Below are 23,334 nucleotides of genomic sequence, written 5' to 3'. Positions count from 1 at the left end.
GGGTCCCGGACGGTTACCCTGTGCACGCCGTTTCCGAACACCATGCTGCTGAAAGCGGAGCGCCCGTCATGTCCAAGACCACGGCCGGACCGGCCGACGATTCACCACCGGCGAGCGGGCGCGGGCCGCTGGAGCGGCTGTTCGAACTCACCGCACGCGGCACCACCGTCCCGCGCGAGCTGCGCGGCGGCGTGACCACGTTCTTCGCGATGGCCTACATCATCCTGCTGAACCCGCTCATCCTCGGCGGGGCGAAGGACGTCACCGGGGCGACCCTGTCGATCCCGCAGCTCACCACGATGACGGCGCTGTCCGCCGCGGTCACCACCGTGATCATGGGCCTGGTCGGGAACGCGCCGCTGGCGCTCGCCGCGGGCCTCGGCATCAACGCGGTCGTGGCCTTCCAGGCGGCGCCGGTGATGACCTGGCCGCAGGCGATGGGCCTCGTGGTGATCGAGGGCGCGGTCATCGTGCTGCTGGCGGTCACCGGCGTCCGCGAGCGGATCATGAACTCGATCCCGCTGGCGCTCAAGCACGCGATCGCGGTCGGGATCGGCGCGTTCATCGCGCTGGTCGGCCTCTACGACTCCGGGTTCGTCACCTCCAGTGCCACCAGCCCGCCGCTGTCCCTCGGCACCGGCGGCCGGCTGGAGACGTGGCCCACGCTGGTGTTCGCGGCGACCCTGCTGCTGATGATCGTCCTTTACGTGCGGCGGGTGCCCGGCGCGATCCTGATCAGCATCGTGGCCGGGACGATCGGGGCCGTGGTCATCCAGGAGAACGCCTCCGTCAAGCAGGGCGGCTGGGGCGTGGTCACCCCGGACATGCCCGACAAGCTGTTCGCCGCCCCGGACTTCGGGCTGTTCGGGGAGATCTCCCTGTTCGGCGGGTTCGGCCGGGCCGGGGTCATCACCGCGCTGGTCGTCCTGTTCACGCTGGTGCTGTCGGGGTTCTTCGACGCGATGGGCACGATCCTCGGGATCAGCGACGAGGCGGGCCTGGTGAGCGAGAAGGGCGAGGTGCCGCGGCTCGGCCGGATCCTGTCGGTGGACGGGCTGTCCGCCGCGTTCGGCGGCCTGACCAGCTCCTCGGCGAACACGGTGTTCGTCGAGTCGGCGGCGGGCGTCGGCGAGGGCGCCCGCACGGGCCTGGCCAACATCGCCACGGGCGCGCTGTTCGCGGTGACGCTGTTCCTCACCCCGCTGGCGGCGACCGTCCCCGCACAGGCAGCGGCGCCCGCGCTGGTCGTGGTCGGCGCGCTGATGATGACCCAGGTCGCCAAGATCGACTGGACCGACCTGGAGATCACGATCCCGGCGTTCCTCACCATCGTGCTGATGCCGTTCACCTTCTCGATCACCACCGGCCTGGGCATGGGCATCGTCGGCTACGTGGTCATCAAGGCCAGCCGCGGGAAGGTGCGCGAGATCTCCCCCGCCCTCTGGATCGTGGCGGCCCTGTTCGTGGCCTTCTTCGCCATCCACCCCATCGAGGAGTGGCTCGGCGTCGCCTGAGCCCGCACGACCGTCCGCGCGCGGGCGACCCCGGGGAAACACGGACGCACGGTGACCACTCCGCGACAGAACTCGCCCGTTTGTAGGTCTCGGAGGCGGTTGCGGGTGTCAAATAGTGCCGGCATGACGTAAGCAGAAGGTAGGGCCTTACCCCCCGGCGTGAAAGGCGTGGCTGTGGCGTCCGCGGACTCTCCCTCCCACCCGTCCCCGCCAGGTCACGTCCTGCTGGCGCCTGACAGGTTCCCGGGAGCGCTGACCGCGGCGCGGGCCGCGCGGCATCTCGCCGCCGGGCTGCGCCGCGCACGCCCCGGCGTCGCGCTGGTGGAGCTGCCCGTGGCCGACGGCGGCGACGGCACCGTCGAGGCCGCCGTGGCGGCCGGGTGGCGGCGCGTCGAGATCGAGGTGTGCGGGCCGACCGGCCGTCCGGTGACGGCGCGGCTGGCGCTGAACGGCGACAGCGCGGTGGTCGAGCTGGCGGAGGCGTCCGGGCTGCGGCGGCTGCCCGGCGGCAGGCCGCGCCCGCTCACCGCCTCCAGCGTCGGGACGGGGCAGCTGCTCGCGCACGCCGTCCGGCTCGGCGCGCGGCGGATCGTCCTCGGCCTCGGCGGCGGCGCGTGCACCGACGGCGGCGCGGGCCTCGTCCAGGGGCTCGGCGGGCGGCTGCTGGACGCGCTCGGCAAGGACCTGCCTCCCGGCGGCGCGGCGCTGCGCTCGCTGCACGCCCTCGACCTGCGCGGCCTTCCCGATATGTCCGGCATCGAGGTGGTGGTGGCGGGCGACTCCGCCGGGCCGCTGCTCGGCCGCACCGGCGCCGCCGCGGTGGACGGACCGCGCCGCGGCGCGAACCGCGACGAGGTGCGGCTGCTGGACGCGGGCCTGCGCCGCTGGGCCGACCTGGCCGAGGCGGCGGCCCGCAAGGCGGCCCGCGACCTGCCCGGCGCCGGGACGGCGGGCGGCGTCGGGTTCGCCGCGTTCACCTTCCTCGGCGCGACGATCGAGCCCGGCCCGGCCCTGATGCTCGACCTGCTGGGCTTCGCCGCGAAGGCGCGCGGGGCGCGCCTGGTCGTCACCGGGGAGGGCGTCCTGGACACCCGGTCGCTGCGCGGCAGCGCGCCGGTGCACGTCGCCCGCGCCGCCGCGCGCGCGGGTGCGCCGGTCGTCGCGGTGGCCGGCCGCCGGAGCCTCACCGGCGAGCAGCTGCGCAAGGCCCGGATCCAGGCGGCGTACGCGCTGGCCGACATCGAGCCGGACGACGAGCGCCGCGTCCGGCGTGCGGGCCCGCTGCTGGAGCAGCTGACGGTCGCGATCGCCGACGAGTGGCTCCCCCCGGGCCCCCCGTAGCCCGGACCGCTCCAACGGCCGCGCTCTCCGGGCGGCCTTGAGGCGCTCTTTACACTGTGTCATCGAAAGGGCCGATGCCTTGGCACAGTGCGCATAGCCGGGCCTCGTCCCCGCCCCGCACGCTGGAGGCGTACGTCCTGGTCAGCGTTGACGGAGGAGCTCCCGGTGAAGATCGGTGTCCCACGCGAGGTCAAGAACCACGAATACCGGGTGGCGATCACCCCGGCGGGGGCGCACGAGCTCACCCGGCACGGCCACGAGGTGTTCGTCGAGCGCGGCGCCGGGACGGGCTCGGCGATCCCCGACGACGACTTCGCCGCCGCGGGCGCCAAGCTCCTCGACGGCCCGGACGAGGTCTGGGCCGAGGGCGAGCTGATCCTCAAGGTGAAGGAGCCGGTCGCGCCCGAGTACCACCGGATGCGCCAGGGCCAGATCCTGTTCACCTACCTGCACCTGGCCGCGTCCCGCGAGTGCACCGACGCACTCCTGGCGGCCGGCGTCACCGCGATCGCCTACGAGACCGTCCAGCTCCCGGACCGCTCCCTGCCGCTGCTCGCCCCCATGTCCGAGGTCGCCGGACGGCTCGCGCCGCAGGTCGGCGCCTACAACCTGATGTCGTTCAACGGCGGCCGCGGCGTCCTGCCCGGAGGCGTGCCCGGCGTCGCGCCCGCCAAGGTCGTCGTCATCGGCGGCGGCGTGTCCGGCCTCAACGCCGCGCAGATCGCCGTCGGCATGGGCGCGGACGTCACCGTGCTGGACGTCGACGTGGACCGGCTGCGCGAGATCGACGCCGTCTACCAGGGCCGCCTGCGGACGCTGGTGTCCAGCGCGTACACGGTCGAGCAGGAGGCCCTCGCCGCCGACCTCGTCATCGGCGCCGTGCTCATCCCGGGCGCGCGGGCGCCCAAGCTGATCTCCAACGAGCTGGTGGCCCGGATGAAGACCGGTTCGGTGCTGGTGGACATCGCCATCGACCAGGGCGGCTGCTTCGAGGACTCCCGGCCCACCACGCACGCCGACCCCACCTACCGGGTGCACGGCTCGACGTTCTACTGCGTCGCGAACATGCCCGGCTCGGTTCCCAACACCTCCACCTACGCCCTGACCGGCGTGACGCTCCCCTACGCCGTCCAGATCGCCGACAAGGGCTGGCGGCAGGCCCTGCACGCCGACGCCGCCCTCGCCCGCGGCCTCAACGCCCACGCCGGCGCGCTCGTCTACGACCACGTCGCCGAGGCCCACGGCCTCCCCCGCACGCCCCTCACCTCGATCCTCGGCTGACGGCCTCCCCCGTCCTCTCACCCGTTCCGGGGTTCTTCGAGGGCGGTCCGCCGGGTAGACAGCGGGGCATGGGTGAACTGATCCTGGTGCGGCACGGGGAGACCGAGTGGAGCCGGGCGCGGCGGCACACCGGGCGGACGGACCTGCCGCTGACCCCGAGGGGCGAGGAGCAGGCCCGCGCGCTGCGCGGCGCGCTGGACGGGCGGATCTTCGCGCGGACGCTGGTCAGCCCCGCGGAGCGGGCGCGGCGGACGGCCGAACTCGCCGGGCTGCGGACGGACGAGATCGACCCCGACCTGTGGGAGTGGGACTACGGCGGCTACGAGGGCGTCAGCACCCGGGCGATCCGCGAGGAGCGGCCGGGCTGGTTCCTGTGGGACGACGGGGTCGTCCCGGGCGACGCCGCCCATCCGGGCGAGACCGTCGAGCAGGTCGGCGAGCGGGCGGACGCGGTCCTCGCGCGGGCGCGGCCGCTGCTCGCCGGCGGCGACGTCGCGCTGGTCGCGCACGGCCACGTCCTGCGGGTGCTGACGGCGCGGTGGCTGGGCCTGGAGCCCGCGCGGGGGCGGCTGTTCGCGCTGGACACCGGGACCGTGTCGGCGCTGGGCTCCGAGCACGACCGGCCGGTCGTCAGCGCGTGGAACGTGCCCGCACCCTGAGGCCGTCCACCGCATAAGGTACCTGTTGGGGGATGTCCCCCAGGGGTACCCGGGCGAGCGCCCCCGACGGATTGCGAGGACGGAGATGGCGACCAGCGAGACCCCCACCCGCGGATACACGGCCACGAAGGACCAGCTGCAGACGCGGCTCGCCCGCATCGAGGGCCAGGTGCGCGGCATCGACCGGATGGTCGAGGAGGACCGCTACTGCATCGACATCCTCACGCAGATCAGCGCGATCCAGGCGGCGCTGGACAAGGTGGCGCTCGGCCTGCTGGACGGCCACGTCCGGCACTGCGTGGCCGAGGGCGCCGAGGAGGGCAAGGGCGAGGCGATGTCGACCGAGCTGATGGCGGCCGTCGGGCGGCTCATGCGCCGCGGCTGAGTCACCCGCCCGGGCAGCCGCTCCCGGGGCCGCGCTCCCGCGAGGCCTCCGGCTCCGCGCGCTCCATGGTCTCGACGAGGACGCGCCACCCGTGCAGGAACCGCGCCCGCTCCTCGGGGGTGAGCGTCTCCAGCGTGACCCGCAGCGGCCGCAGCCGCCGCCAGGCGAACCGCTCGGTCACCTCGCGGTGCCGCTCGCTCAGGCTGATGATCATCCGCCGGCGGTCCCGCTCGTCCGGGCGCCGCTCGACGAAGCCGCCCCGCTCCAGCTCCCCGACCAGCTGGCTCACCGTGGCCGGGCTCAGCGACATGTGCCCGGCGAGCACGCCGACCGGCACCGGGCCGTGCAGGACGAGTTGCATCAGCGCCGGGACGTGCCGGGGGCCGAGCCCCGCGGCCCGCACCTCGCCGATGAGCTCCTCGGCGTCCTCGCGGCCGCCCTTCAGGCCGCGGACCAAGCGGCCCAGGAGCTGGATCATCGTCTCCAGGTCGGCGTCGACCGACGCGGCGGCACCGATCCCTTCCTCGGACATATCTTGAAGTTCAACACATTTCGTGATGCACTGCAAAATGTTGAACTTCAAGGCGTTTCCCGCCTTGGCCGACGGGACGCGGCACGACCGGGACTCGACGCGAGGGGGCCGACCATGAGCGAAAGCCCGGCCACGAGAGTGGCGCCGCCCGCGGGCGCGGGGGCCGGCGAACGGCTCGACCGGCAGACGATCGTCCTCGGCCTGGTCATCGTGTCGGGCACCCTCATGGCGATCCTCGACACCACGATCGTCAACGTCGCGCTGGAGACGCTCGGCCGCGACTTCGATACCGGCCTGTCGACGATCCAGTGGGTCATCACCGGCTACATGCTGGCGATGGGCACCGTCATCCCGCTCACCGGCTGGGCCGTCGACCGGTTCGGCGGGCGCCGGGTGTGGATGACCTCGATCGTGCTCTTCGTCCTCGGGTCGGCCCTGTCGGGCGCGGCCTGGAACATCGAGTCGCTGATCGTCTTCCGGGTGGTGCAGGGGCTCGGCGGCGGCATGCTGATGCCGACCGGCATGGCCATCCTGACGATGGCGGCCGGGCCGCGCCGGATGGGCCGGATCATGAGCATCGTCGGCGTCCCGATGCTGCTCGGGCCGGTGCTCGGCCCCGTCCTCGGGGGCTGGCTGGTCCAGGACGTCGACTGGCGCTGGATCTTCTTCGTGAACCTGCCCGTCGGCGCGCTCGCCTTCGCGCTCGCGTGGTGGAAGGTGCCGCACGACCACGGGGAGCACACGGCCCCACGGATCGACCTGCGCGGGCTGCTCCTGCTGCCCCCCGGGTTCGTCCTGCTCATCTACGGCCTGTCCACGGCGAGCAGCAACGGCGGCTTCGGCCGCCCGTCCACGATCGCCTGGCTGGTCGGCGGGGTGGTCCTGATCGCGCTGTTCGCGCTGCACAGCCTGCGGCGCCGCGGACGGGCGCTGATCGACGTGCGGCTGTTCGCCGACCGGACGTTCGCGACCGCCGCCGTCGCCGTGTTCTTCGTCGGCATCGCACTGATGGGCTCGATGCTGCTGATCCCGCTGTATTACCAGACCGCCCGCGGCGAGGGGGCGTTCGCGGCCGGCCTGCTGCTCGCCCCGCAGGGCCTCGGCGCCGCGACCGCGATGCCGCTCGCCGGGGTGGTCACCGACAAGCTCGGCGCCGGGCGGATCGTCCCGGTCGGCATCGTCGTCCTGGTGCTCGGCACCATCCCGTTCGCGACGGTGGGGGCGGACACCTCCTACTGGCTGCTCGGCGGCGCCCTCTACGTGCGGGGCCTCGGGCTCGGCTGCACCATGATGCCCACCATGTCGGCGGCGCTGACGACGCTGAGCCGGGCGGTGGTGTCGCGCGCCAGCAGCACGCTGAACATCATCGTCCAGCTCGGCGGGTCGGTCGGCACGGCGCTGCTCGCCGTGGTCCTGTCCCGCCAGATCAGTGACCGCCTCCCGCAGGCGGCGGGCGGGGACGGCGCCGGGGGCGGCGTGGGGCAGATCCCCGAACGGGTCCGCGAGCAGCTCGCGCCCAAGCTGGCCGACGCGTTCGCGCACACGTTCTGGATCGCGCTCGTCCTCACCGCCGTGCTGATCCTGCCCGCGCTGCTGCTCCCGCGGCACGGCGCCCACGAGCGCGACACCGTGCCGGACGCTCCCCCGATGGGGTGAGGCTCAGGAGGCGATCGACCAGGTGGCCAGGCCCGTCTCGTGCTCGCGCGTGAGGCGCCTGGCCCGCCGGGCGTCCGGCGAGTACCGGAACCGCTCCGGGACGACCTGCGTGGTGCGGTAGAGGCCCTTCAGCGTCACCGTGGCGGCCAGGTCCGAGGTCGGCAGCCCCGGCAGCCCGTACATGCGGCGGGCCCAGCGCGGCAGCGTCGACACGACCAGCACCCCGATGCCGGGCGCAGCGATCTTGAGCGGCAGCAGCGGCCGCGGCACGGCCGGGCTGAACATGCGGCGCAGCCCCTCGCGCGCCTCCCGGCACGCCCAGATCTGCCGCCGCATGCCGGCGTAGTAGTCCCGCATCTCCGCGACGGTGGCCGGCACGTCCGCCGGGTCGAGGCCGACGACCGCGGCGGCGCGGCGCTGCTCGTCCACGAACGCGTCGGCGTCGCGGGCGGTCAGCGGCACCCCGGCGCGGCGGGCCACGTCCAGGTAGGAGTCGACCTCGCCCATGTGGACCCACAGCAGGTTCTCGGGGTCGTCGACGGGGAACGTGTCGCCGGTGCGCATGTCGAGGCCGGTCAGCTTGGAGTGCAGCCGGCGGACGCGGCGGCCCACCCGCTCGACCTCCTCGTGCGTGCCGTAGGTGCGGACGCGGACGAACTCGACCGTCCGGACGAGCCGCGACCAGGCCGCGGAGGGGTCCATGAGCTCGGAGTTCTGCGCGGTCCCCCACATCGTGCGCGGGTGCAGCGCCTGGAGCAGCAGCGCCCGGATCCCGCCGACGATCAGCACGGGCTCGCCCATGACGTGCCAGGTCACCGAGCCGGGTCCGAACAGCCCGTGGTCCGCCCTCTCCTCGCTCGCCTCGTGCACCTCGACCGCCTTCCGCCGACGCGGCCGGGCGCGCCGCCCGCGCCGCGTAATCGAAGGCTTACCCTGCCATGACGGCCGTCACACGATCAATCCCGGTCGTCCTCCGCGATCGCCTCGTCCTGCTCCTCGGGCTCGGTCTGCTCGGTGATCCAGGCGAGGTAGTCCATGCTGCCCGCCACCACGGGGGTCGCGATGATCTCCGGGGTGTCGTAGGAGTGCCCCTCGGTGATCAGGGAGGCCAGCTCGTCGAACCGGTCGGCGGAGGTCTTGAACAGCACCATCCACTCCTCCGCCGACTCGATCTCGCCCTCCCACCAGTAGGTGCTGGCGATCGGGCCCACCAGCTGCGCGCAGGCCACGAGCCGCTCGGCGACCGCCGAGCGGGCCAGCTCGGCGGCCTCGGCGCGTGAGTCGGTCGCGGTCGTCACCTGCACGTATGAGTGCGCCATGGCACGACTCCTTCCCGCTCGCCGTCCGGGCACGCCCCGGGGTAGGCAAGTGTCAACGGGCCGGACGGACGACGAGCGCGCTGCCGCCGCCCCGGCGGGTCGGTTCGGCGACGGCCTGGACGAGCCCGGGCCGCAGGAACTCCAGCCCGGTCGCGGCGCCGATCACGCCCTGCGGCGGGCCGGGGAACGGCTCCAGCCGGTGGCCGCGGGCGGCGAGGTCGCGGCCGTACCGGTCGATGAACGCCTGCTCGGCGAAGACCTGCGGGGTGTTGCGCTGGGTGGCGCGCGGCGCGGCGAGCGCGGCGGGCAGGTCCATGCCGAGGTCGATGCGGTTCAGCAGGATCTGCAGCACGGTGGTGATGATCGTCGAGCCGCCGGGCGTGCCGAGCGCGAGCCGCGGGCGCCCGTCCTTGAGCACCAGGGTCGGGGCCATGCTGCTGCGCGGCCGCTTGTGCGGGCCGGGCAGGTTCGGGTCGGGCGCCTGGCCGGGCGCCGGGGGCTGGAAGGAGAAGTCGGTCAGCTCGTTGTTCAGCAGGAACCCGCGCCCCGGCACGGTGATGCCGCTGCCGCCGAACTGCTCGATCGACAGCGTGTAGGACACGACGTCGCCCCACTTGTCGGCGACGACGAGGTGGGTGGTCTGCGGGCCCTCGAACGCCAGCGCCCTGGTCTGGGTCCCCGGTGGGACGCACGGCTCGTAGCGGCCGTCGGGCGAGCCGGGGGCGACCGGCGCGGGGGCGGCCTGGTCCGGCCTGATCTGGCAGGCGCGCTCGCGGGCGAACCCGGAGGACAGCAGCTCCTCCAGAGGCACGTCCACCTTGTCGGCGTCACCGACGTAGCGGCCGCGGTCGGCGTAGGCGAGCTTGGACGCCTCCAGGTAGTAGTGCAGGGCCGTGGCCGGGTCGCGCGGGTCGAGCCGGAAGTTGCCGAGGATGTTGAGCGCCTCCCCGACCGTGGAGCCGCCGGACGACGACGGCGGCATGCCGTACACGTCCGTCCCCCGGTAGGGGACGTGGGTGGGCTTGCGCGGCACCGCCCGGTAGGCGCCGAGGTCGGAGCGCTCCATGAGGCCGGGGCGGACGACGCGGGTCGCCTTCGGGTCCACCGGCGGCCTGGCGACCGTCTTGACGATCTCCTTGCCGAGCCCGCCCTCGTAGAACCAGTCCGTGCCGCGCCTCGCCAGCTCCCGGTAGGTGCCGGCGAGGTCGGGGTTGCGGAACACCGAGCCGACCTCGGGCACCTTCCCGCCGGGCAGGAACAGCTCGCGGGTCGGGACGATGTCGCGGAAGCGCGCCTCGTTCACCGCGGTCTGGTCGTGGAACTCCTGGTCGACGACGAAGCCCCGGTCCGCGACCCCGATCGCCGGGCGCAGCAGGGTGCCGAGGTCGCGGCTGCCGAAGCGGCGCAGCGCGAGGTCCCACTGGGCGAGGGTGCCGGGCACGCCGACGCCCAGGCCGCTCGTGACGGCCTGGTCGAACGGCAGCGGCCTGCCCGTCGCCGGGTCGACGAAGGAGTCCTGGCGCATCCGCTCCGGCGCGAACTCGCGGCCGTCGAGCGCGTAGACGCGGCGCGTCCTGGCGTCGTAGTACGTGATGTAGCCGCCGCCGCCGATGGCCGACACGTACGGCTCGGTGACCCCGAGCGTCGCGGCCGACGCGACCGCCGCGTCCATCGCGTTGCCACCGCGCCTGAGGACCTCCAGGGCCGTCCGGCTGGCGTCCGGGTCGACGGTGGAGACCGCGCCGCCGAATCCGGTCGCGACCGCCTGCTTGGCCGGCGGGGCCGGGTGCCCCGGCGCGGGCCCCGTGAGGGGCGCGGCGCCCGCGGCGGCGGGGACGGTGAGGGACGCGGCGACCGTCAGCGCGGCCACGGCGGCCGTGCGGCGCCGGTTGCGCGATCGCCCCGGCGGCGCCGGCGGGCGGGACGGGGACGCTTGCGAGGGCGACGAGGAGCGCAACACCGGACCTCCAGACGAACGCGGCGCCCCTACGTTGTCACCGATCTTCAACCCGCGCCAGCGTCCGCACCGGCCGACCCCGGTCGCGCCCGGTCCCGGCGGGCCCGAACGACACAAAGATCATTAAGCGCTTTCTTCATTGGAAATGAGGCGTATTCGCTCGGAACGCTCCACCGGAAAGGGATTCGGCCTCCCTGTGCCGAGCGTGAGTGAGCCGCTGCGACACGTCGCCGACCTGCGGTGCTTGGCAGGATCCGACAACCGCCTGACCGCACTAATCACCCACAAAACGTTGCTATTTTGCTCATACCTGGTGAATTCTTAGGGACTTCAGCAAGCCGTCACCTCGCGATCAGCGGCGCGGGTTCAGGCCTGGGGGACCACCTATGACCTTGGACATGCGCATGCGCAACAACATGTTCCGCCGGCTGCCGGTCGAGCAGGCGACCGGCAGGCTCTATGGCGGCCGGCATCGGCTCCGCGTGGTCTACCGGACCCGCGATCTCGTCGTGCTCGGACTCGGCGTCATGATCGGATCCGGCATCTTCAAGATCGCCGGCGAGCAGGCGTCCTCCACGGCGGGGCCCGGCGTGCTCGTGTCGTTCCTCATCGCGGGCGGCGTGTGCGTGCTGGCGGCGCTCGCCTTCGCCGAGCTCTCCTCGATCATCCCGGTCGCGGGCAGCGCCTACTCCTTCGCCTACGTCGCGTTCGGCGAGGTCTGGGCGTGGGTCGTCGGCTGGGCCCTGATCATGGAACTGCTGCTGGCCGCGTCGGTGCTCGCCCGGGTCTGGTCCCTCTACGCGACGCAGGCGCTGCACGACTTCGGGGTGCCGATCCCGAGCGGGCTCGGCGACCTGATCGGCCAGCAGAAGGGACCGGACGTGTTCGCGCTCGGCATCCTGCTGCTGGTCGTCCTGATGCTCGCCGGCGGCAGCAGGATGAGCCTGAAGTCGCTGTGGTTCATGGTGCTGGCCAAGGTCATCGTGATCGGGCTCGTGATCGCGACCGCGCTGAAGTTCTTCCACCCCGGCAACCTCACTCCCTTCCTGCCGCCCTCCCAGCCCGCGCCCGCGGGCGAGAAGACGGTGCTGGACGCCGTGCTCGGCGCGGTCGGCGGCGGCACCCCGCACGTGTTCGGGACCTGGGGCATGCTCGCGGCGGCGCCCGCGATCGCCTTCGCCTACATCGGGTTCGACCTGATCGCGACGGCCTCGGAGGAGACCGACGACGCGCCCCGCAAGGTCCCGCGCGGAATCCTCACCGCCCTGGTCATCGCGATCGTGCTGTACGCGGCCGTGGCGTTCGCGCTGGTCGGCATGATGGGGATGGACGGCATCGCCACGCTGAACCCCGACAAGCTCCTGCTCGCCGCGGCCTTCGACTCGGTCGGCGCCGGCGCGATGGGCAAGATCGTCGACGTGGGCGCGATGCTCGCGCTGACCACCGTGATCCTGGTGCTGATGATCAGCCTGACCCGGGTGGTGTTCTCCATCTCGCGCGACGGCCTGCTCCCGCGCCCCCTGGCCGCGATGAGCCGCTACAAGGTGCCGTCCCGCGCCACGCTCGTCGCCGGCGGCGCGGCGGTGGTCATGTCGCAGACGGTCGACGTGCTCACGCTGGAGCAGCTCGTCGTGATCGGCAGCCTGTTCGCGTTCCTGTTCGTCGCGGCGGCGGTGCTGGCACTGCGCCGCTCCCGGCCCGACCTGCACCGGCCCTTCCGGATGCCCGCGGCACCGCTGGTCGTCCTGCTGACGATCGTCGCGGTGGGCTGGCTGATGCTGAACCTGAACGTCCAGACCTGGGGGTACTTCGCCGTCTGGATGGCGGTCGGGCTCGTCCTGTACCTGGTCTACGGGCGCCGCAAGAGCCAGATGAAGCTCCTGCTGGACGCGCCGCCCGAACGCCCCGTCACCGCGCGGCTCGCCCCCGCTCCTCCGCCCGGCATGGCCCCTCCGTCCGGCATGGCCCCTCCACCCGGCCCACGGGACGCCTACTCCTCCCCCGGGCCGTACGGGACGGGGGGCCGGCCGGCCGAACGGCACTCCGGCGCACCCGAGAGCTCCTACCCGACCGGCCGGTACTCGACCGGACGGCAGCCGGGCGGCCAGTTCGCCCGCGATCCCCGTTCCGGAGAGCGCGCCCCGGAGCGGTACCCCTCCGGCCAGGCCGACGATCCGTACGCGCTCGACCCGGGAGTCCCGGACCCGTACGGCCCGCGGGGCGGACGCGGCCAGAGCGGGGAGCACCAGGAACCCCCGCACGGCGGCCGGCACCGCCGCTGAGGCCGCACCGCGGAACTTCCGTTTTGTAAAGTTCCGCCGAACGCCGGGCCTGCCGAACCCGGGCCCGCTTGAACGACTCAGGGCGTCGCCCCCCTCACGGGGCGGCGCCCTCGCTCGTTCCGGAGGACCGCACTGGACAGCGCCCCCGAGTCTCGGTTATGTTCTTCTCATATCGAGATGAACTCACCTTGAGATTTACTCAGGCGGAGATCGACGGGAGGCGGGCGGATGACCCCGGAGCCGAGGCGCGACGAGAGCGAGTTCCTCGCGAACTACGACCCGCGCGACTACGACCCGGTCGCCGTGACGGTGGACGTGGTCGCGCTCACCATCCGCGACGGCGCCCTCCACGTCCTGCTGGTGCGGCGGGGGAACGCCCCCTACGAGGGGATGTGGGCACTGCCCGGCGGGTTCGTCCAGGCGGGCGGCCCGCTCCAGGGCACCGACGCCGAGGACCTGCCCGACGCGGCCGTCCGGGAGCTGGCCGAGGAGACCGGGCTCAGCGCCAAGGGCGGCGCGCTCGGCCGCGTCCACCTGGAGCAGCTCGGCACCTACGGCTCCCCCGGCCGCGACCCGCGGATGCGCGTCATCTCCGTCGCCTACCTGGCGTTCGCGCCCGAGCTGCCGGACCCGGAGGCGGGCGGCGACGCGGCCGACGCCGCGTGGGCGCCGGTGGACGCGCTGGGCCTGGCGGAGTCAGGGGACCAGCGGCCCGGCACCACCCGCCGGCTGGCGTTCGACCACGCGCGGATCCTGTCGGACGGGCTGGAGCGGGCCCGCGGGAAGCTGGAGTACACCCCGCTCGCCGCGGCGTTCTGCGGCGGCGAGTTCACCATCCCCGAGCTGCGCTCGGTGTACGAGGCGGTGTGGGGCGAGGAACTGCACGCCGGCAACTTCCACCGCAAGGTCTTGTCCGTCCCGGGGTTCGTGGAGAGCACCGGCGCGACGTCCGACCGCGGCGGACGGCGCGGCGGCCCGCGCCCCCGGCTCTACCGCGCGGGCGACGCCAGGCTCCTGCATCCGGCCTTGCTGCGGCCGAGCCGGGAGGAGGAGATCAGATGACCACGGCGGAACTGGACGAGGCACTGGCTCAGCTCGACCGGGCCCGCGTTCCCGCCGACCTGTTCGGGGACGACGAGGCGGAGGCGGTGCGGCGCTACCGGCGGCTGGCCCGGCTCGTCCACCCGGACGCGGGCGGCGGCCGGACCCGGGAGGCGTTCGTCAAACTGACCTCGCTCTGGCGCGCCCGCGACCGCGGCGACGAGACGATGATCACCACGCGCCGCCATGCGTACCGGCTGGAGGGCGACCCGATCGGCGGCGACCTCGCGGTGCTGTACGCGGCGCGCCCGGAGCCGGGCCGCGAGGTGCTGCTGAAGATGCCGCGCGACCCGGCGGACGGCGACCTGCTCGAACGCGAGGCGGTGGCGCTCCGCCAGCTTCCGAAGGACGGCGACGCCCGGTTCCTGCCGTACGTGCCGCGGCTCGTCGAGTCGTTCCGGCACCGGGACGCAGCGACCGGGACGCAGCGGCAGGTCAACGTGGTCGCCGCGCTGGACGGCTTCCACAGCCTCGCGGCGGTCAAGCGCGCCCATCCGGACGGGGTCGACCCGCGCGACGCGGCCTGGATGTGGCGTCGGCTGCTGGCCGGCCTCGGCTTCGCGCACCGCGCGGGCGTCCTGCACGGCGCGGTGCTCCCCGACCACGTGATGATCCACCCGGGGGAGCACGGCCTGGTCCTGGTCGACTGGTGCTACTCCGTCCCCGGCTGCTACGCGCACGCCGACCCCTCGGGGCGCGTCCCGGCGATGGTCGACCGGTACGCCGGCTGGTACCCGCCCGAGGTGCCGGGACGGCGGCCGGCGAGCCCGGCGACCGACATCTTCATGGCCGCCCGGTGCATCACCGACCTGATGGGCGACAAGGCCCCGAAGGCGATGCGCTCGTTCGCGCGCGGCTGCACGCTGCCGGCGCAGAACCGGCGCCCCGCCGACGCCTGGCGGCTGCTGGCCGAGTTCGACGAGCTGCTGGAGCGGCTCTACGGCCCGCGCCGCTTCCGCCCCTTCCACATGCCCGCCACCCGCTGAAGGAGAGAGATCATGGGAAGCGGAAACTGGTCCACCGACGTCTACGCCGCGCACGCGAGCTACCGCGCGTCCACCGGCGCCAGCGCGTTCGCCTACTCCGACGGCGGCGCCACCGCCGTCCACCCCGACCTGGACCCGCGCGGCGTGACAGCCCGGGAGAGCCGGGACTCCGCCGACCACCCCGAGTCGCTCGCGATCGGCGTGCTGTTCGACGTGACCGGCTCGATGGGGACCGTGCCGCGGACGCTGCAGGCGAAGCTCCCCGACCTGCTCGGGCTGCTGCTGCGCAAGGGGTACGTCGAGCACCCGCACATCCTGTTCGGCGCGGTCGGCGACGCGACCTGCGACCGGGCGCCGCTGCAGGTCGGGCAGTTCGAGGCCGACAACCGGATGGACGACGACCTCGGCAAGATCCTTCTCGAAGGCGGGGGCGGCGGCCAGATGCGCGAGTCCTACGAGCTGGCCATGTACTTCATGGCGCGGCACACCTCGATCGACTGCTTCGACAAGCGGGGCAAGCGCGGCTACCTGTTCATGATCGGGGACGAACTGGCCTACCCGAAGGCGAAGCGCCGCGAGATCGCCGCGGTGATCGGCGGCGAGCCGGACGAGGACGTCCCGATCGCGGAGCTCGTCCGCGAACTGCAGCGCCGGTACGACGTGTACTTCATCATCCCGGAGGGCGCCTACCACGCCGGCAACCGCGAGCTGAAGGACTTCTGGCAGGGGCTGCTCGGCCAGAACGTGCTCTACCTGGACGACCTGGACGCGGTCTGCGAGACGATCGCGCTGACGGTCGGGCTCGCCGAGGACGCCATCGACCTCGGCGAAGGGCTGGAGCACCTCGCGGAGGCGGGCTCGGACGCCGGTGCCTCGGTGTCGCGCGCGCTCGCCCGGCTGGACGCGGCCCGCGCGCCCGTCGCGGTCTCCTCGACGCCGCCCGGCCTGGACGCCTCCGGCCCGACCGCGACGACCCGGCTCTGAGCCATGGGCCACGTGATCGTCGTCGACCTCGGCTTCGGGGACGCGGGCAAGGGCACGGTCGTCGACCACCTCTGCCGCACCGCCGCGCTCCGCGCGGGGGGCCGGCCCCCCACGAGTAACAAGGTCACGGCGGTCGTGCGGTTCAACGGCGGCGCGCAGGCCGCGCACAACGTCGTCGCGCCGGACGGGCGGCACCACACGTTCGCCCAGTTCGGCTCGGGCACGTTCACGCCGGGAGTCCGGACGCACCTGTCGCGCTTCATGCTCGTCGACCCGCTGGCCCTCGCGGCCGAGGCCGAGCACCTGAGGGCGCTCGGAGTCCCCGACCCGCTCGGCCGGCTCACCGTCGACGGGGAGGCCCTGCTCACGACGCCCTACCACCGGGCCGCCAACCGCGCGCGGGAGTCGGCGCGCGGCGCGGCCCGGCACGGGTCGTGCGGCATGGGCATCGGCGAGACCGCGTCCTACGCCCTGGCGCACGACGACGCGCCGCGGGCGGGCGACTGCCTGTCGCCCGCCCGGCTGCGGCGCCGCCTCGCCGCCGTCCGCGACTGGTACCGGGCGGCGTTCCCCGGCGGCGAGGACGTCCCGGACGCCGGCGCGTGCGCCGAGGCCTTCACCGCGTTCGCCGAGCGGGTGCGGATCGTCGGCCCCGGCCACCTGCCCGCTCTGCTCCGCACCGGGAACGTGGTGTTCGAGGGCGCCCAGGGGGTCCTGCTGGACGAGTGGCACGGCTTCCACCCGTACACGACGTGGTCGACGACGACGTTCGCCAACGCCGAGACGCTGCTGGCCGAGGCGGGCGCGTCCGCGGCGCGACTCGGGGTGCTGCGCGCGTACGCGACGCGGCACGGCCCCGGCCCGTTCGTCACCGAGGACCCGGCGCTGACCGCGGACCTCCCGGACCGGCACAACGGCACGGGACGCTGGCAGGGCGCGTTCCGCGTCGGCCACCTCGACGCCGTGGCGCTCCGGTACGCGCTGGAGGTGACGGGCGGCGTGGACGGCCTGGCGGTCACGCACCTGGACGTAGCAGGGGCACGTCCAGACCTGCGGGTCTGCCACTCCTACGAGATGGACGGCGAACGGGTCGGGCGCCTGGAGACGGGGCCGCCCGACCTGGACCGCCAGGCCGCCCTCACCCGCCGCCTCCTGACGGCGCGCCCCGTGTACGCCCCGCTCGGCCGCCCGGTGGAGACGATCGAGGCCGCGCTGGGCGCGCCCGTCGTCCTGCGCTCCCACGGCCCCGCCTCGACCGACAAGCGGTCTGACCACTTCTGGACACCCATTGACCTGAGCGTGCGCTGAGACCAAGATCCCGCTAACGCCGCGGCTCTTCCGGAGGTGGACGTTGCGTCTCCCCCAGCGCACCCTGTCGGCCTGCGCGGCGCTGGCCGCGTCGCTCGCGCTGCTGACCGGCCCGGCCGCCGTGCCGCCGGCGGCGGCGCAGGCCGGCGACGGCTGCGATCCGATCGACCCCGCCGCGTGCCTGCTGCCGTTCCCGAACGACTGGTACACGGTCGCCGACGGCGGCACGCCCACCGGCCGCCGCGTCCACCTGCGGACGACGCTGAAGAACTCGCTCGGCGTGCCCGTGTCGCCGGGCGAGTGGAACCGCGCCGACGGCTTCTCCCCCGGATCGATGCTGCTCAGCCGCGTCCCCGGCCTCGACCTGGCCCGCACCGGCATCGCGCCCGTCACCGACATCGGCGCGTCGCTGCGCGACGACGCCCCGATCGCCATCGTCGACACCGCGACCGGCGAGCGCTGGCCGTACTGGGCGGAACTGGACGCGAACGCCCCCGCCGACCGCCGGGCGCTGATCATCCGCCCGGCCCGCAACTTCCGCGAGGGCCACCGCTACGCCGTCGCGCTGCGCGACCTGCGCGACGCGTCCGGCGACCCGATCGGGCCGAACGCCGCGTTCACCAAGATCCTCGGGCCGGATCTGCCGGCGGGCGACCCGCTCGCGGCGCGGCAGCGGGACGGCAGGCGGGTCCTCGCCGCGCTCCAGGCCGGCGGCGTGGGCCGGGACGGGCTGTACCTCGCCTGGGACTTCACCGTCGCGAGCCGGCAGAGCCTCACCGGGCCCGTGCTCCGCATGCGCGACGACGCCCTGCGCGGTCTCGGCGACCGATCCCCCTCCTTCCTGGTCACGCAGGTGGCCGACGACGTGGACGACAAGATCGCCCGCGAGGTGAAGGGGGTCGTCTGGGCGCCGAGCTACCTCGACCAGTACGGCGGGCTGCCCGGATCGGCCCTGCACCGCGGCGCGGACGGCATGCCCTCGCAACTGCCGGGCAACTCCCAGGCCGTCCCGTTCCAGTGCGAGATCCCGCGCTCGGCGCTCACCCGGCCCGCCCGCCCCGCCCTCTACGGGCACGGCCTGCTCGGCAGCGAGGGCGAGGTCGACGCGGGCAACGTCAAGGCGATGGCCGCCGAGCACGGCTTCGTGTTCTGCGCGACCAAGTGGATCGGGATGGCGGACGAGGACGTCCCGAACGTCGTCTCCGCGCTCGCCGACCTCACCCGCTTCCGGACGGTCGCCGACCGCCTCCAGCAGAGCCTCGTGAACTTCACCTTCCTCGGCCGCGCGATGACCCGCGGGTTCGCGGGGAACAAGGCGTTCCAGAACGACGCGGGCGCGCCCCTGATCGACGCCGGTGCGGAGCTCACCTACGACGGCAACAGTCAGGGCGGCATCATGGGCGGCGCGCTCACCGCGGTCTCCCCCGACGTCCGCCGCGCCGTCCTCGGCGTCCCGGCGATGAACTACAGCACGCTGCTCAACCGCAGCGCCGACTTCCCGCAGTACGCGAAGGTCCTCGACCTGTTCTACCCGGACAGGCTCGACCAGCAGATCGGCCTCGCTCTGCTCCAGATGCTGTGGGACCGGGGCGAGGCCGACGGCTACGCCTGGCACATGACCGACGACCCGCTGCCGAACACGCCGAAGCACCGCGTGCTGATGCACGTGGCGTTCGGCGACCACCAGGTCGCCCCGGTCGCCGCCGAGGTCGAGGCGCGCACGGTCGGCGCCCGCGTCCACGCGCCGACCGTCACCCCGGGCCGCAGCCCGGACAGGGCGCCCTACTGGGGCATTCCGACGTTCGGCTCGTCCTACGACGGCTCCGCCATGGTCGTCTGGGACAGCGGCTCGCCCGTCCCGCCGCTCACCAACACGCCTCCCACCGAGGGGCGCGATCCGCACTCGGACCCCCGCAACAACGCCGACGCGCGCAGGCAGAAGGCGGCCTTCCTCACCACCGGGGCCGTCGTGGACGTGTGCGGCGGGGGACCCTGCGTCATCACGCCCTGATCCGGACCTGAGATGATCGGGATCATGCTCCAGGTCTGCCCCAACGGAAGCCGCACCGAGGGCGTTCCGACGTCCCCGGAGGAGATCGCCGCAGCGGTCCGCGCCGCGGCCGACGTGGGCGCGCAGGACGTCCACCTGCATCCCAAGGACGACGCGGGCGCCGACACCCTGGAGGCGTCCCGCGTCGCCGAGACCGTCGCCGCCGTCCGCGCCGCCACCCCGTCGGTCCCCGTCGGGGTGACCACCGGCGCCTGGGCCGCGCCCGACCCGGTCGAGCGTGCCGCGCTGGTGCGCTCCTGGACCGTCCTGCCCGACCACGCCTCGGTGAACTTCCACGAGGAGGGCGCCGAACTGGTCGCCGAGGCGCTGTTCGAACGCGGCGTCGCGATCGAGGCGGGGATCTTCTCCGGCAGCGACGCGGCGGCGCGGTTCCTCGGCTGGCCGCACGCCCACCATGTGCTGCGGATCCTCGCGGAGGTCACCGACACCGACCCGGAGACCGCGACCGACACGGCCAAGGAGCTGCTGCACGACCTCGGCACGCGCCTGTCACGCCCGATCCTGCTGCACGGCGAGGACGGCGGCGCGTGGCCGGTGCTGCGGCTCGCCGTCAGGCTGAACCTCGACGTCCGCATCGGGCTGGAGGACACCCTCGAACTCCCCGACGGCGCCCCCGCGGCCGACAACGCGGCCCTCGTCCAGACGGCCCGCGCCCTCCTCGTGCCGTAGGCCGTGTGAGCGGTGCCGTAGGCCGTGTGAGGGGTGCCGTAGGCCGTGTGAGGGGTGCCGCAGAAGGGCTCAGGAGCGGGGGTTGTGGCCGGCGGCGTCCAGGCGCGCCCAGTCGGCCTCCCACATCTCGTCCCGGTACCGGTCGCAGCGGCGCCGGACGAGGGCGTAGGCGATCAGGACGGGCACGGCGCAGCCGAGCACGGTGGCGCCGGCCGCGTACGCGGCGTCGGTGACGGTGCGGCTGTGCGGGCGGGGCCGGACGGACGGTTCGCTCCGCCGGTCCACCCAGATCGTCCGGTGCGCGCCGACCTTGGCGTTCTTCCAGGCCGGCAGCGACCCGGCGTGGGGCCTGCCGTCCGCGCCCGGCCAGGTGGCCTGGACGGTCTCGTGGATGTAGCGGTCGCCTGAGGAGCCCAGGCCGCCGGTCGAGGTGACCGTGGCGACGACCTGGCGGCGGTCCGCGCGCTCCGCGTTCTCCGCACGCGTCCCCGCGGAGTAGGACCAGGACGCGGTCCAGGCGGCGAGCGGCGCGGCTGCGCCGAGCAGCAGCAGGAGGAGCCCCAGGGCGATCCGCCGCTGGACGCGGTCCACCCGGCGGCGCAGCTCGCTGCGCTCCAAGCCGAGGCGTCGGCGCAGCCTGGTGAGCGGCGTGCCTCCTCGGCCGATGCCGGACCTGCGCATCTGCGTTCACCTCCCCGGGGAGTGCCCTCCCGGCAAGAGGCCTTTAGCCATCTTTTCCCAGGATATTCCCGAGCTCGTTGATCGGCACATCCCCGGTGGCCGAATCATCTCCCGTTTCCGGGCCGATATGCCGGGCCGACGACCGAATCCGGCCGTCGGCCGGGGCGCCGGGAGGGGCGTCCCGCCGCGCCCCGGCGGCCAGGGCGAGCAGCGCCCCGAGCAGGCACATCCCCGCGGTGATCCAGAAAATCTCGCGGTATTCGGTCCGCAACGCGTCCTGGAGGGCCGCGTTGTAGATCTTCATCTGGGCCGCGAACTCCTGCTTGGACATCAGGAACGGCAGGGGCGGCTTGAGATCGGCCGTGAGGGCGTGGAACCGGTGGAAACCCCACGCGGTGAGCGCGGAGATCCCGAGCAGCATCCCCATCATCCGCGCGACGACCACGGCCGCGGACGCGACGCCGTGCCGCGCGGCCGGGACGAACGAGAGCACCGCCGACGACACCGGTGCGATCACCAGGCCGAGGCCGAGGCCCGTCACGACGAGGTCGACGTCCATCCTCGGCAGCGGGCCGTACGACGCGCCCGCCAGGTCGGCCGGCCAGCCGGCGATCAGCAGGTAGCCACCGGCGGAGACGGCCATCCCCACGGCCATCGGCCAGCGCTCCCCCACCCGCCGCGCCACCAGGCCGCCGGCCACCGCCGCGACGGGCAGGGCCACGAGGAACCGCGTCAGCAGCAGCGCGCCGTCGGTCACGTCCTTGTGCAGGACGGTCTGCGCGACCAGCACGACGTCCACGAGGGTCACCATCAGCGCCGCGCCCGACAGCAGGCTCACGCCGAGGGTCGCCAGCAGCGGCCCCCGCCGCACGCCCGACAGGTCGAGCAACCGAGTCCTGGACCTGATCTCCCACAGCACGAACACCGCCAGGACGGCGGCGCCCGCGCCCAGCGCCGGCAGGCCCCACGGCGGCAGGGCCGCCTCCTGCGGCTCGGGGTTGTAGACGGCGGCGACCAGCAGGCCGAGCCCGAGGGCCAGCAGCAGGCCGCCCACGACGTCCACGCCCGGCCGCGGCCCGGACGGGCGCCCGCCCGGCACCGCGACCTGCACGGCCGCCATCGCCACCGCCACCAGCGGCAGATTGATCCAGAAGATCGCCCGCCAGTCGAGCGCCGCCGCGATCCCCGCCCCGTACAGCGGGCCCAGCACGCTTCCCAGCTCCTGCGCCGCCCCCACCGCGCCGAGCACGACCGGGCGCTGCCGCTCCTCCCAGAGGTCGCCGGCCAGCGCCATCGTCACCGGCAGCAGCGCGCCGCCCGCGACGCCCTGCACGACCCGGCCCCCCGTCAGCACCGGGACGTCGTGCGCCAGTGCCGTCACCACCGACCCGGCCGCGAAGAACACCAGGCACGCCTGCAGCACCGGCCGCCGCCCGAACCGGTCCGACAGCTGCCCGAGCAGCGGCATGGCCGCCACGTACCCCAGCAGGAACCCCGTCAGGACGGGCGTCACCCGCTCCAGCCGGTTCACCGGGATCCCGAGGTCCTTGACCACCGGCACCAGGATCGTCGTCACGACGTAGGCGTCCAGCGCGGCCAGCAGCACCACCGCACCGCCGGTGCCGATCGCGACCCGGCGACGGCCGCTCACCGCGGCGCGCTGATCTTGTACGGGGCGTCGAACCCGGTGAACTCGATCGTCACCGCGCCCTGCTTCTTCGGGAACGCCCCCCGCACCTTCAGCAGCCGGTGGTCGGCCCTGCTCACCCAGATCTGGCCGTCCATGTCCTCGTCGATGCCGGGGATCAGGCCGGCGACCTGGTCCTTGGGCAGCTTCGCGGCCACACGGTAGGCCTCCTTGCCGTCCACCTTCTCCACCGCCTCGGGCGACGGCTCCCCCGCCGACGTCAGGAGCTTCGCGATCCCCCGCTGCGGGTCCAGGACCGCCGACGGGTCGTACACGCTCGCCGCCAGGCCCTTCGGCAGCTTGCGCCAGCCGCCCGTCCCGGCGTCCAGGTAGATGCTGTCCCCGACCGCGACGACCTTCATCTCGACCTTCTGGCCCTGCTGCTCCACCGCCAGCGTCCCCTCGGCGTCGCCGCTGCGGAGCAGCTTCATGTCGCCGCCCTTCACCATGACCGGGGTCTCGCCCTCCGACTCCAGGGTGAACGCGACGCTCTTCAGGCCCCCCATGGCCTGCGCGGCCTGCCGGAGGGTCTGCGCGGCGTCGAAGTCGGCCTTCTTCGCGGGCCCGCCGGACCCGCCGTCGCAGGCGCCGGCGAAGACCAGCGCGAGCAGGACGGGCACGAGAGCGAGGATGCGTCTGGACATACGCGGGACCCTACCGACGGGTACCAGGGCCCGTCACTCGGTACCAGGTATGACATCCCACCCCCTCAGGTAGGACATCGCGACCAGGACATCGGTGTTCGCGGTGGCCCTCGGGAAACGCCCGCCGCTAGGATTGCACCCGGCGACGCCCCGGCCGGTCCGGGGAGACGCCTCGGGGCGGTAGCTCAGCTGGTCAGAGCAGGAGACTCATAATCTCCCGGTCGCGGGTTCGAGTCCCGCCCGCCCTACGCACAGCGACGCACCGTTCCCGGAGCGG

At 73.9% G+C, this 23,334-nt stretch carries 20 protein-coding genes and 1 tRNA gene; 14 read left to right on the top strand and 7 right to left on the bottom strand.

The window, feature by feature from the left end; translation table 11 throughout:
- Positions 1-68 precede the first annotated feature (68 nt).
- The 5 genes from BJ999_RS13750 to BJ999_RS13730 all read left to right on the top strand — a co-directional run bounded on the left by BJ999_RS13750 (position 69) and on the right by BJ999_RS13730 (position 5,180).
- A complete protein-coding gene (locus BJ999_RS13750) occupies positions 69-1,514 on the top strand; it encodes an NCS2 family permease (RefSeq protein WP_179833665.1) in 1,446 nt (481 codons plus the stop codon).
- 174 nt (positions 1,515-1,688) lie between these two features.
- Positions 1,689-2,855 (top strand): glycerate kinase, encoded by a 1,167-nt coding sequence (locus BJ999_RS13745; protein ID WP_229809888.1) that lies wholly within the window; start codon positions 1,689-1,691, stop codon positions 2,853-2,855.
- A gap of 165 nt (positions 2,856-3,020) precedes the next feature.
- Entirely contained in the window at positions 3,021-4,136 is a 1,116-nt protein-coding gene (gene ald, locus BJ999_RS13740; protein ID WP_179833664.1) for an alanine dehydrogenase, read from the top strand.
- A gap of 68 nt (positions 4,137-4,204) precedes the next feature.
- Positions 4,205-4,795, top strand: coding sequence for a histidine phosphatase family protein (locus BJ999_RS13735; RefSeq protein WP_179833663.1), 591 nt, complete (start codon positions 4,205-4,207; stop codon positions 4,793-4,795).
- Positions 4,796-4,880: 85 nt separating this feature from the next.
- Positions 4,881-5,180, top strand: a complete 300-nt coding sequence (locus BJ999_RS13730) for a metal-sensitive transcriptional regulator (RefSeq protein ID WP_179833662.1) — start codon at positions 4,881-4,883, stop codon at positions 5,178-5,180.
- 1 nt (position 5,181) lies between these two features.
- Here the strand turns inward: BJ999_RS13730 and BJ999_RS13725 are convergent, their stop codons facing one another.
- A complete protein-coding gene (locus BJ999_RS13725; protein WP_229809887.1) occupies positions 5,182-5,712 on the bottom strand; it encodes a MarR family winged helix-turn-helix transcriptional regulator in 531 nt (176 codons plus the stop codon).
- A gap of 114 nt (positions 5,713-5,826) precedes the next feature.
- Between BJ999_RS13725 and BJ999_RS13720 the strand changes: the two genes are divergently transcribed.
- On the top strand, positions 5,827-7,368 hold the full coding sequence (locus BJ999_RS13720) for an MDR family MFS transporter (protein ID WP_179833661.1): 1,542 nt from the start codon (positions 5,827-5,829) through the stop codon (positions 7,366-7,368).
- A 3-nt stretch (positions 7,369-7,371) separates the two neighbouring features.
- Here the strand turns inward: BJ999_RS13720 and BJ999_RS13715 are convergent, their stop codons facing one another.
- From BJ999_RS13715 to ggt, 3 genes are all read right to left on the bottom strand, one after another.
- Positions 7,372-8,238: an oxygenase MpaB family protein gene (locus BJ999_RS13715; RefSeq protein ID WP_229809886.1), complete on the bottom strand. Its 867-nt coding sequence runs from the start codon at positions 8,236-8,238 to the stop codon at positions 7,372-7,374.
- Positions 8,239-8,324: 86 nt separating this feature from the next.
- Positions 8,325-8,687 carry a divalent-cation tolerance protein CutA gene (cutA, locus tag BJ999_RS13710; RefSeq protein WP_179833660.1) on the bottom strand — a complete coding sequence of 121 codons (363 nt, stop codon included), beginning with the start codon at positions 8,685-8,687 and terminating at the stop codon, positions 8,325-8,327.
- A 52-nt stretch (positions 8,688-8,739) separates the two neighbouring features.
- A complete protein-coding gene (gene ggt / locus BJ999_RS13705; RefSeq protein ID WP_229809885.1) occupies positions 8,740-10,647 on the bottom strand; it encodes a gamma-glutamyltransferase in 1,908 nt (635 codons plus the stop codon).
- 383 nt (positions 10,648-11,030) lie between these two features.
- Between ggt and BJ999_RS13700 the strand changes: the two genes are divergently transcribed.
- From BJ999_RS13700 to BJ999_RS13670, 7 genes are all read left to right on the top strand, one after another.
- On the top strand, positions 11,031-12,926 hold the full coding sequence (locus BJ999_RS13700) for an APC family permease (protein ID WP_229809884.1): 1,896 nt from the start codon (positions 11,031-11,033) through the stop codon (positions 12,924-12,926).
- A gap of 228 nt (positions 12,927-13,154) precedes the next feature.
- Positions 13,155-13,988 carry an NUDIX hydrolase gene (locus BJ999_RS13695; protein ID WP_179833659.1) on the top strand — a complete coding sequence of 278 codons (834 nt, stop codon included), beginning with the start codon at positions 13,155-13,157 and terminating at the stop codon, positions 13,986-13,988.
- Entirely contained in the window at positions 13,985-15,013 is a 1,029-nt protein-coding gene (locus BJ999_RS13690) for a molecular chaperone DnaJ (protein WP_179833658.1), read from the top strand. Before BJ999_RS13695 ends, BJ999_RS13690 begins: the two co-directional genes overlap by 4 nt.
- Before the next feature lie 12 nt (positions 15,014-15,025).
- Positions 15,026-15,997, top strand: coding sequence for a hypothetical protein (locus tag BJ999_RS13685; protein WP_179833657.1), 972 nt, complete (start codon positions 15,026-15,028; stop codon positions 15,995-15,997).
- 3 nt (positions 15,998-16,000) lie between these two features.
- A complete protein-coding gene (locus BJ999_RS13680) occupies positions 16,001-17,305 on the top strand; it encodes an adenylosuccinate synthetase (protein WP_179833656.1) in 1,305 nt (434 codons plus the stop codon).
- 43 nt (positions 17,306-17,348) lie between these two features.
- Positions 17,349-19,316, top strand: coding sequence for a hypothetical protein (locus BJ999_RS13675; RefSeq protein WP_229809883.1), 1,968 nt, complete (start codon positions 17,349-17,351; stop codon positions 19,314-19,316).
- 12 nt (positions 19,317-19,328) lie between these two features.
- Entirely contained in the window at positions 19,329-20,045 is a 717-nt protein-coding gene (locus tag BJ999_RS13670) for a 3-keto-5-aminohexanoate cleavage protein (protein WP_218935056.1), read from the top strand.
- 69 nt (positions 20,046-20,114) lie between these two features.
- Here BJ999_RS13670 and BJ999_RS13665 read toward each other — a convergent pair whose 3' ends face one another.
- The 3 genes from BJ999_RS13665 to BJ999_RS13655 are packed head-to-tail and all read right to left on the bottom strand — an operon-like array spanning position 20,115 to position 23,057.
- Positions 20,115-20,726 (bottom strand): Rv1733c family protein, encoded by a 612-nt coding sequence (locus BJ999_RS13665; RefSeq protein WP_179833655.1) that lies wholly within the window; start codon positions 20,724-20,726, stop codon positions 20,115-20,117.
- A gap of 43 nt (positions 20,727-20,769) precedes the next feature.
- A complete protein-coding gene (locus tag BJ999_RS13660) occupies positions 20,770-22,377 on the bottom strand; it encodes an MFS transporter (RefSeq protein WP_179833654.1) in 1,608 nt (535 codons plus the stop codon).
- A complete protein-coding gene (locus BJ999_RS13655; RefSeq protein WP_179833653.1) occupies positions 22,374-23,057 on the bottom strand; it encodes an LppX_LprAFG lipoprotein in 684 nt (227 codons plus the stop codon). Before BJ999_RS13655 ends, BJ999_RS13660 begins: the two co-directional genes overlap by 4 nt.
- A gap of 174 nt (positions 23,058-23,231) precedes the next feature.
- On the opposite strand from BJ999_RS13655, the gene BJ999_RS13650 reads away from it, so the two are divergent.
- Positions 23,232-23,305 (top strand) — tRNA-Ile (locus BJ999_RS13650).
- Positions 23,306-23,334 lie beyond the last annotated feature (29 nt).

Source organism: Actinomadura citrea (assembly GCF_013409045.1).
GTDB lineage: Bacteria > Actinomycetota > Actinomycetes > Streptosporangiales > Streptosporangiaceae > Spirillospora > Spirillospora citrea.
This window is presented reverse-complemented; position numbering and strand designations above follow the sequence as displayed.

What these genes read in the sequence shown, in the direction of transcription:
- BJ999_RS13655 (WP_179833653.1), bottom strand. Translation starts at nt 23,057, where the DNA reads ATGTCCAGACGCATCCTCGCTCTCGTGCCCGTCCTGCTCGCGCTGGTC.
- BJ999_RS13720 (WP_179833661.1), top strand. Translation starts at nt 5,827, where the DNA reads ATGAGCGAAAGCCCGGCCACGAGAGTGGCGCCGCCCGCGGGCGCGGGG.
- BJ999_RS13685 (WP_179833657.1), top strand. Translation starts at nt 15,026, where the DNA reads ATGGGAAGCGGAAACTGGTCCACCGACGTCTACGCCGCGCACGCGAGC.
- BJ999_RS13695 (WP_179833659.1), top strand. Translation starts at nt 13,155, where the DNA reads ATGACCCCGGAGCCGAGGCGCGACGAGAGCGAGTTCCTCGCGAACTAC.
- BJ999_RS13725 (WP_229809887.1), bottom strand. Translation starts at nt 5,712, where the DNA reads ATGTCCGAGGAAGGGATCGGTGCCGCCGCGTCGGTCGACGCCGACCTG.
- BJ999_RS13680 (WP_179833656.1), top strand. Translation starts at nt 16,001, where the DNA reads ATGGGCCACGTGATCGTCGTCGACCTCGGCTTCGGGGACGCGGGCAAG.
- cutA (WP_179833660.1), bottom strand. Translation starts at nt 8,687, where the DNA reads ATGGCGCACTCATACGTGCAGGTGACGACCGCGACCGACTCACGCGCC.
- BJ999_RS13730 (WP_179833662.1), top strand. Translation starts at nt 4,881, where the DNA reads ATGGCGACCAGCGAGACCCCCACCCGCGGATACACGGCCACGAAGGAC.
- BJ999_RS13750 (WP_179833665.1), top strand. Translation starts at nt 69, where the DNA reads ATGTCCAAGACCACGGCCGGACCGGCCGACGATTCACCACCGGCGAGC.
- BJ999_RS13670 (WP_218935056.1), top strand. Translation starts at nt 19,329, where the DNA reads ATGATCGGGATCATGCTCCAGGTCTGCCCCAACGGAAGCCGCACCGAG.
- BJ999_RS13690 (WP_179833658.1), top strand. Translation starts at nt 13,985, where the DNA reads ATGACCACGGCGGAACTGGACGAGGCACTGGCTCAGCTCGACCGGGCC.
- BJ999_RS13735 (WP_179833663.1), top strand. Translation starts at nt 4,205, where the DNA reads ATGGGTGAACTGATCCTGGTGCGGCACGGGGAGACCGAGTGGAGCCGG.
- BJ999_RS13700 (WP_229809884.1), top strand. Translation starts at nt 11,031, where the DNA reads ATGACCTTGGACATGCGCATGCGCAACAACATGTTCCGCCGGCTGCCG.
- BJ999_RS13665 (WP_179833655.1), bottom strand. Translation starts at nt 20,726, where the DNA reads ATGCGCAGGTCCGGCATCGGCCGAGGAGGCACGCCGCTCACCAGGCTG.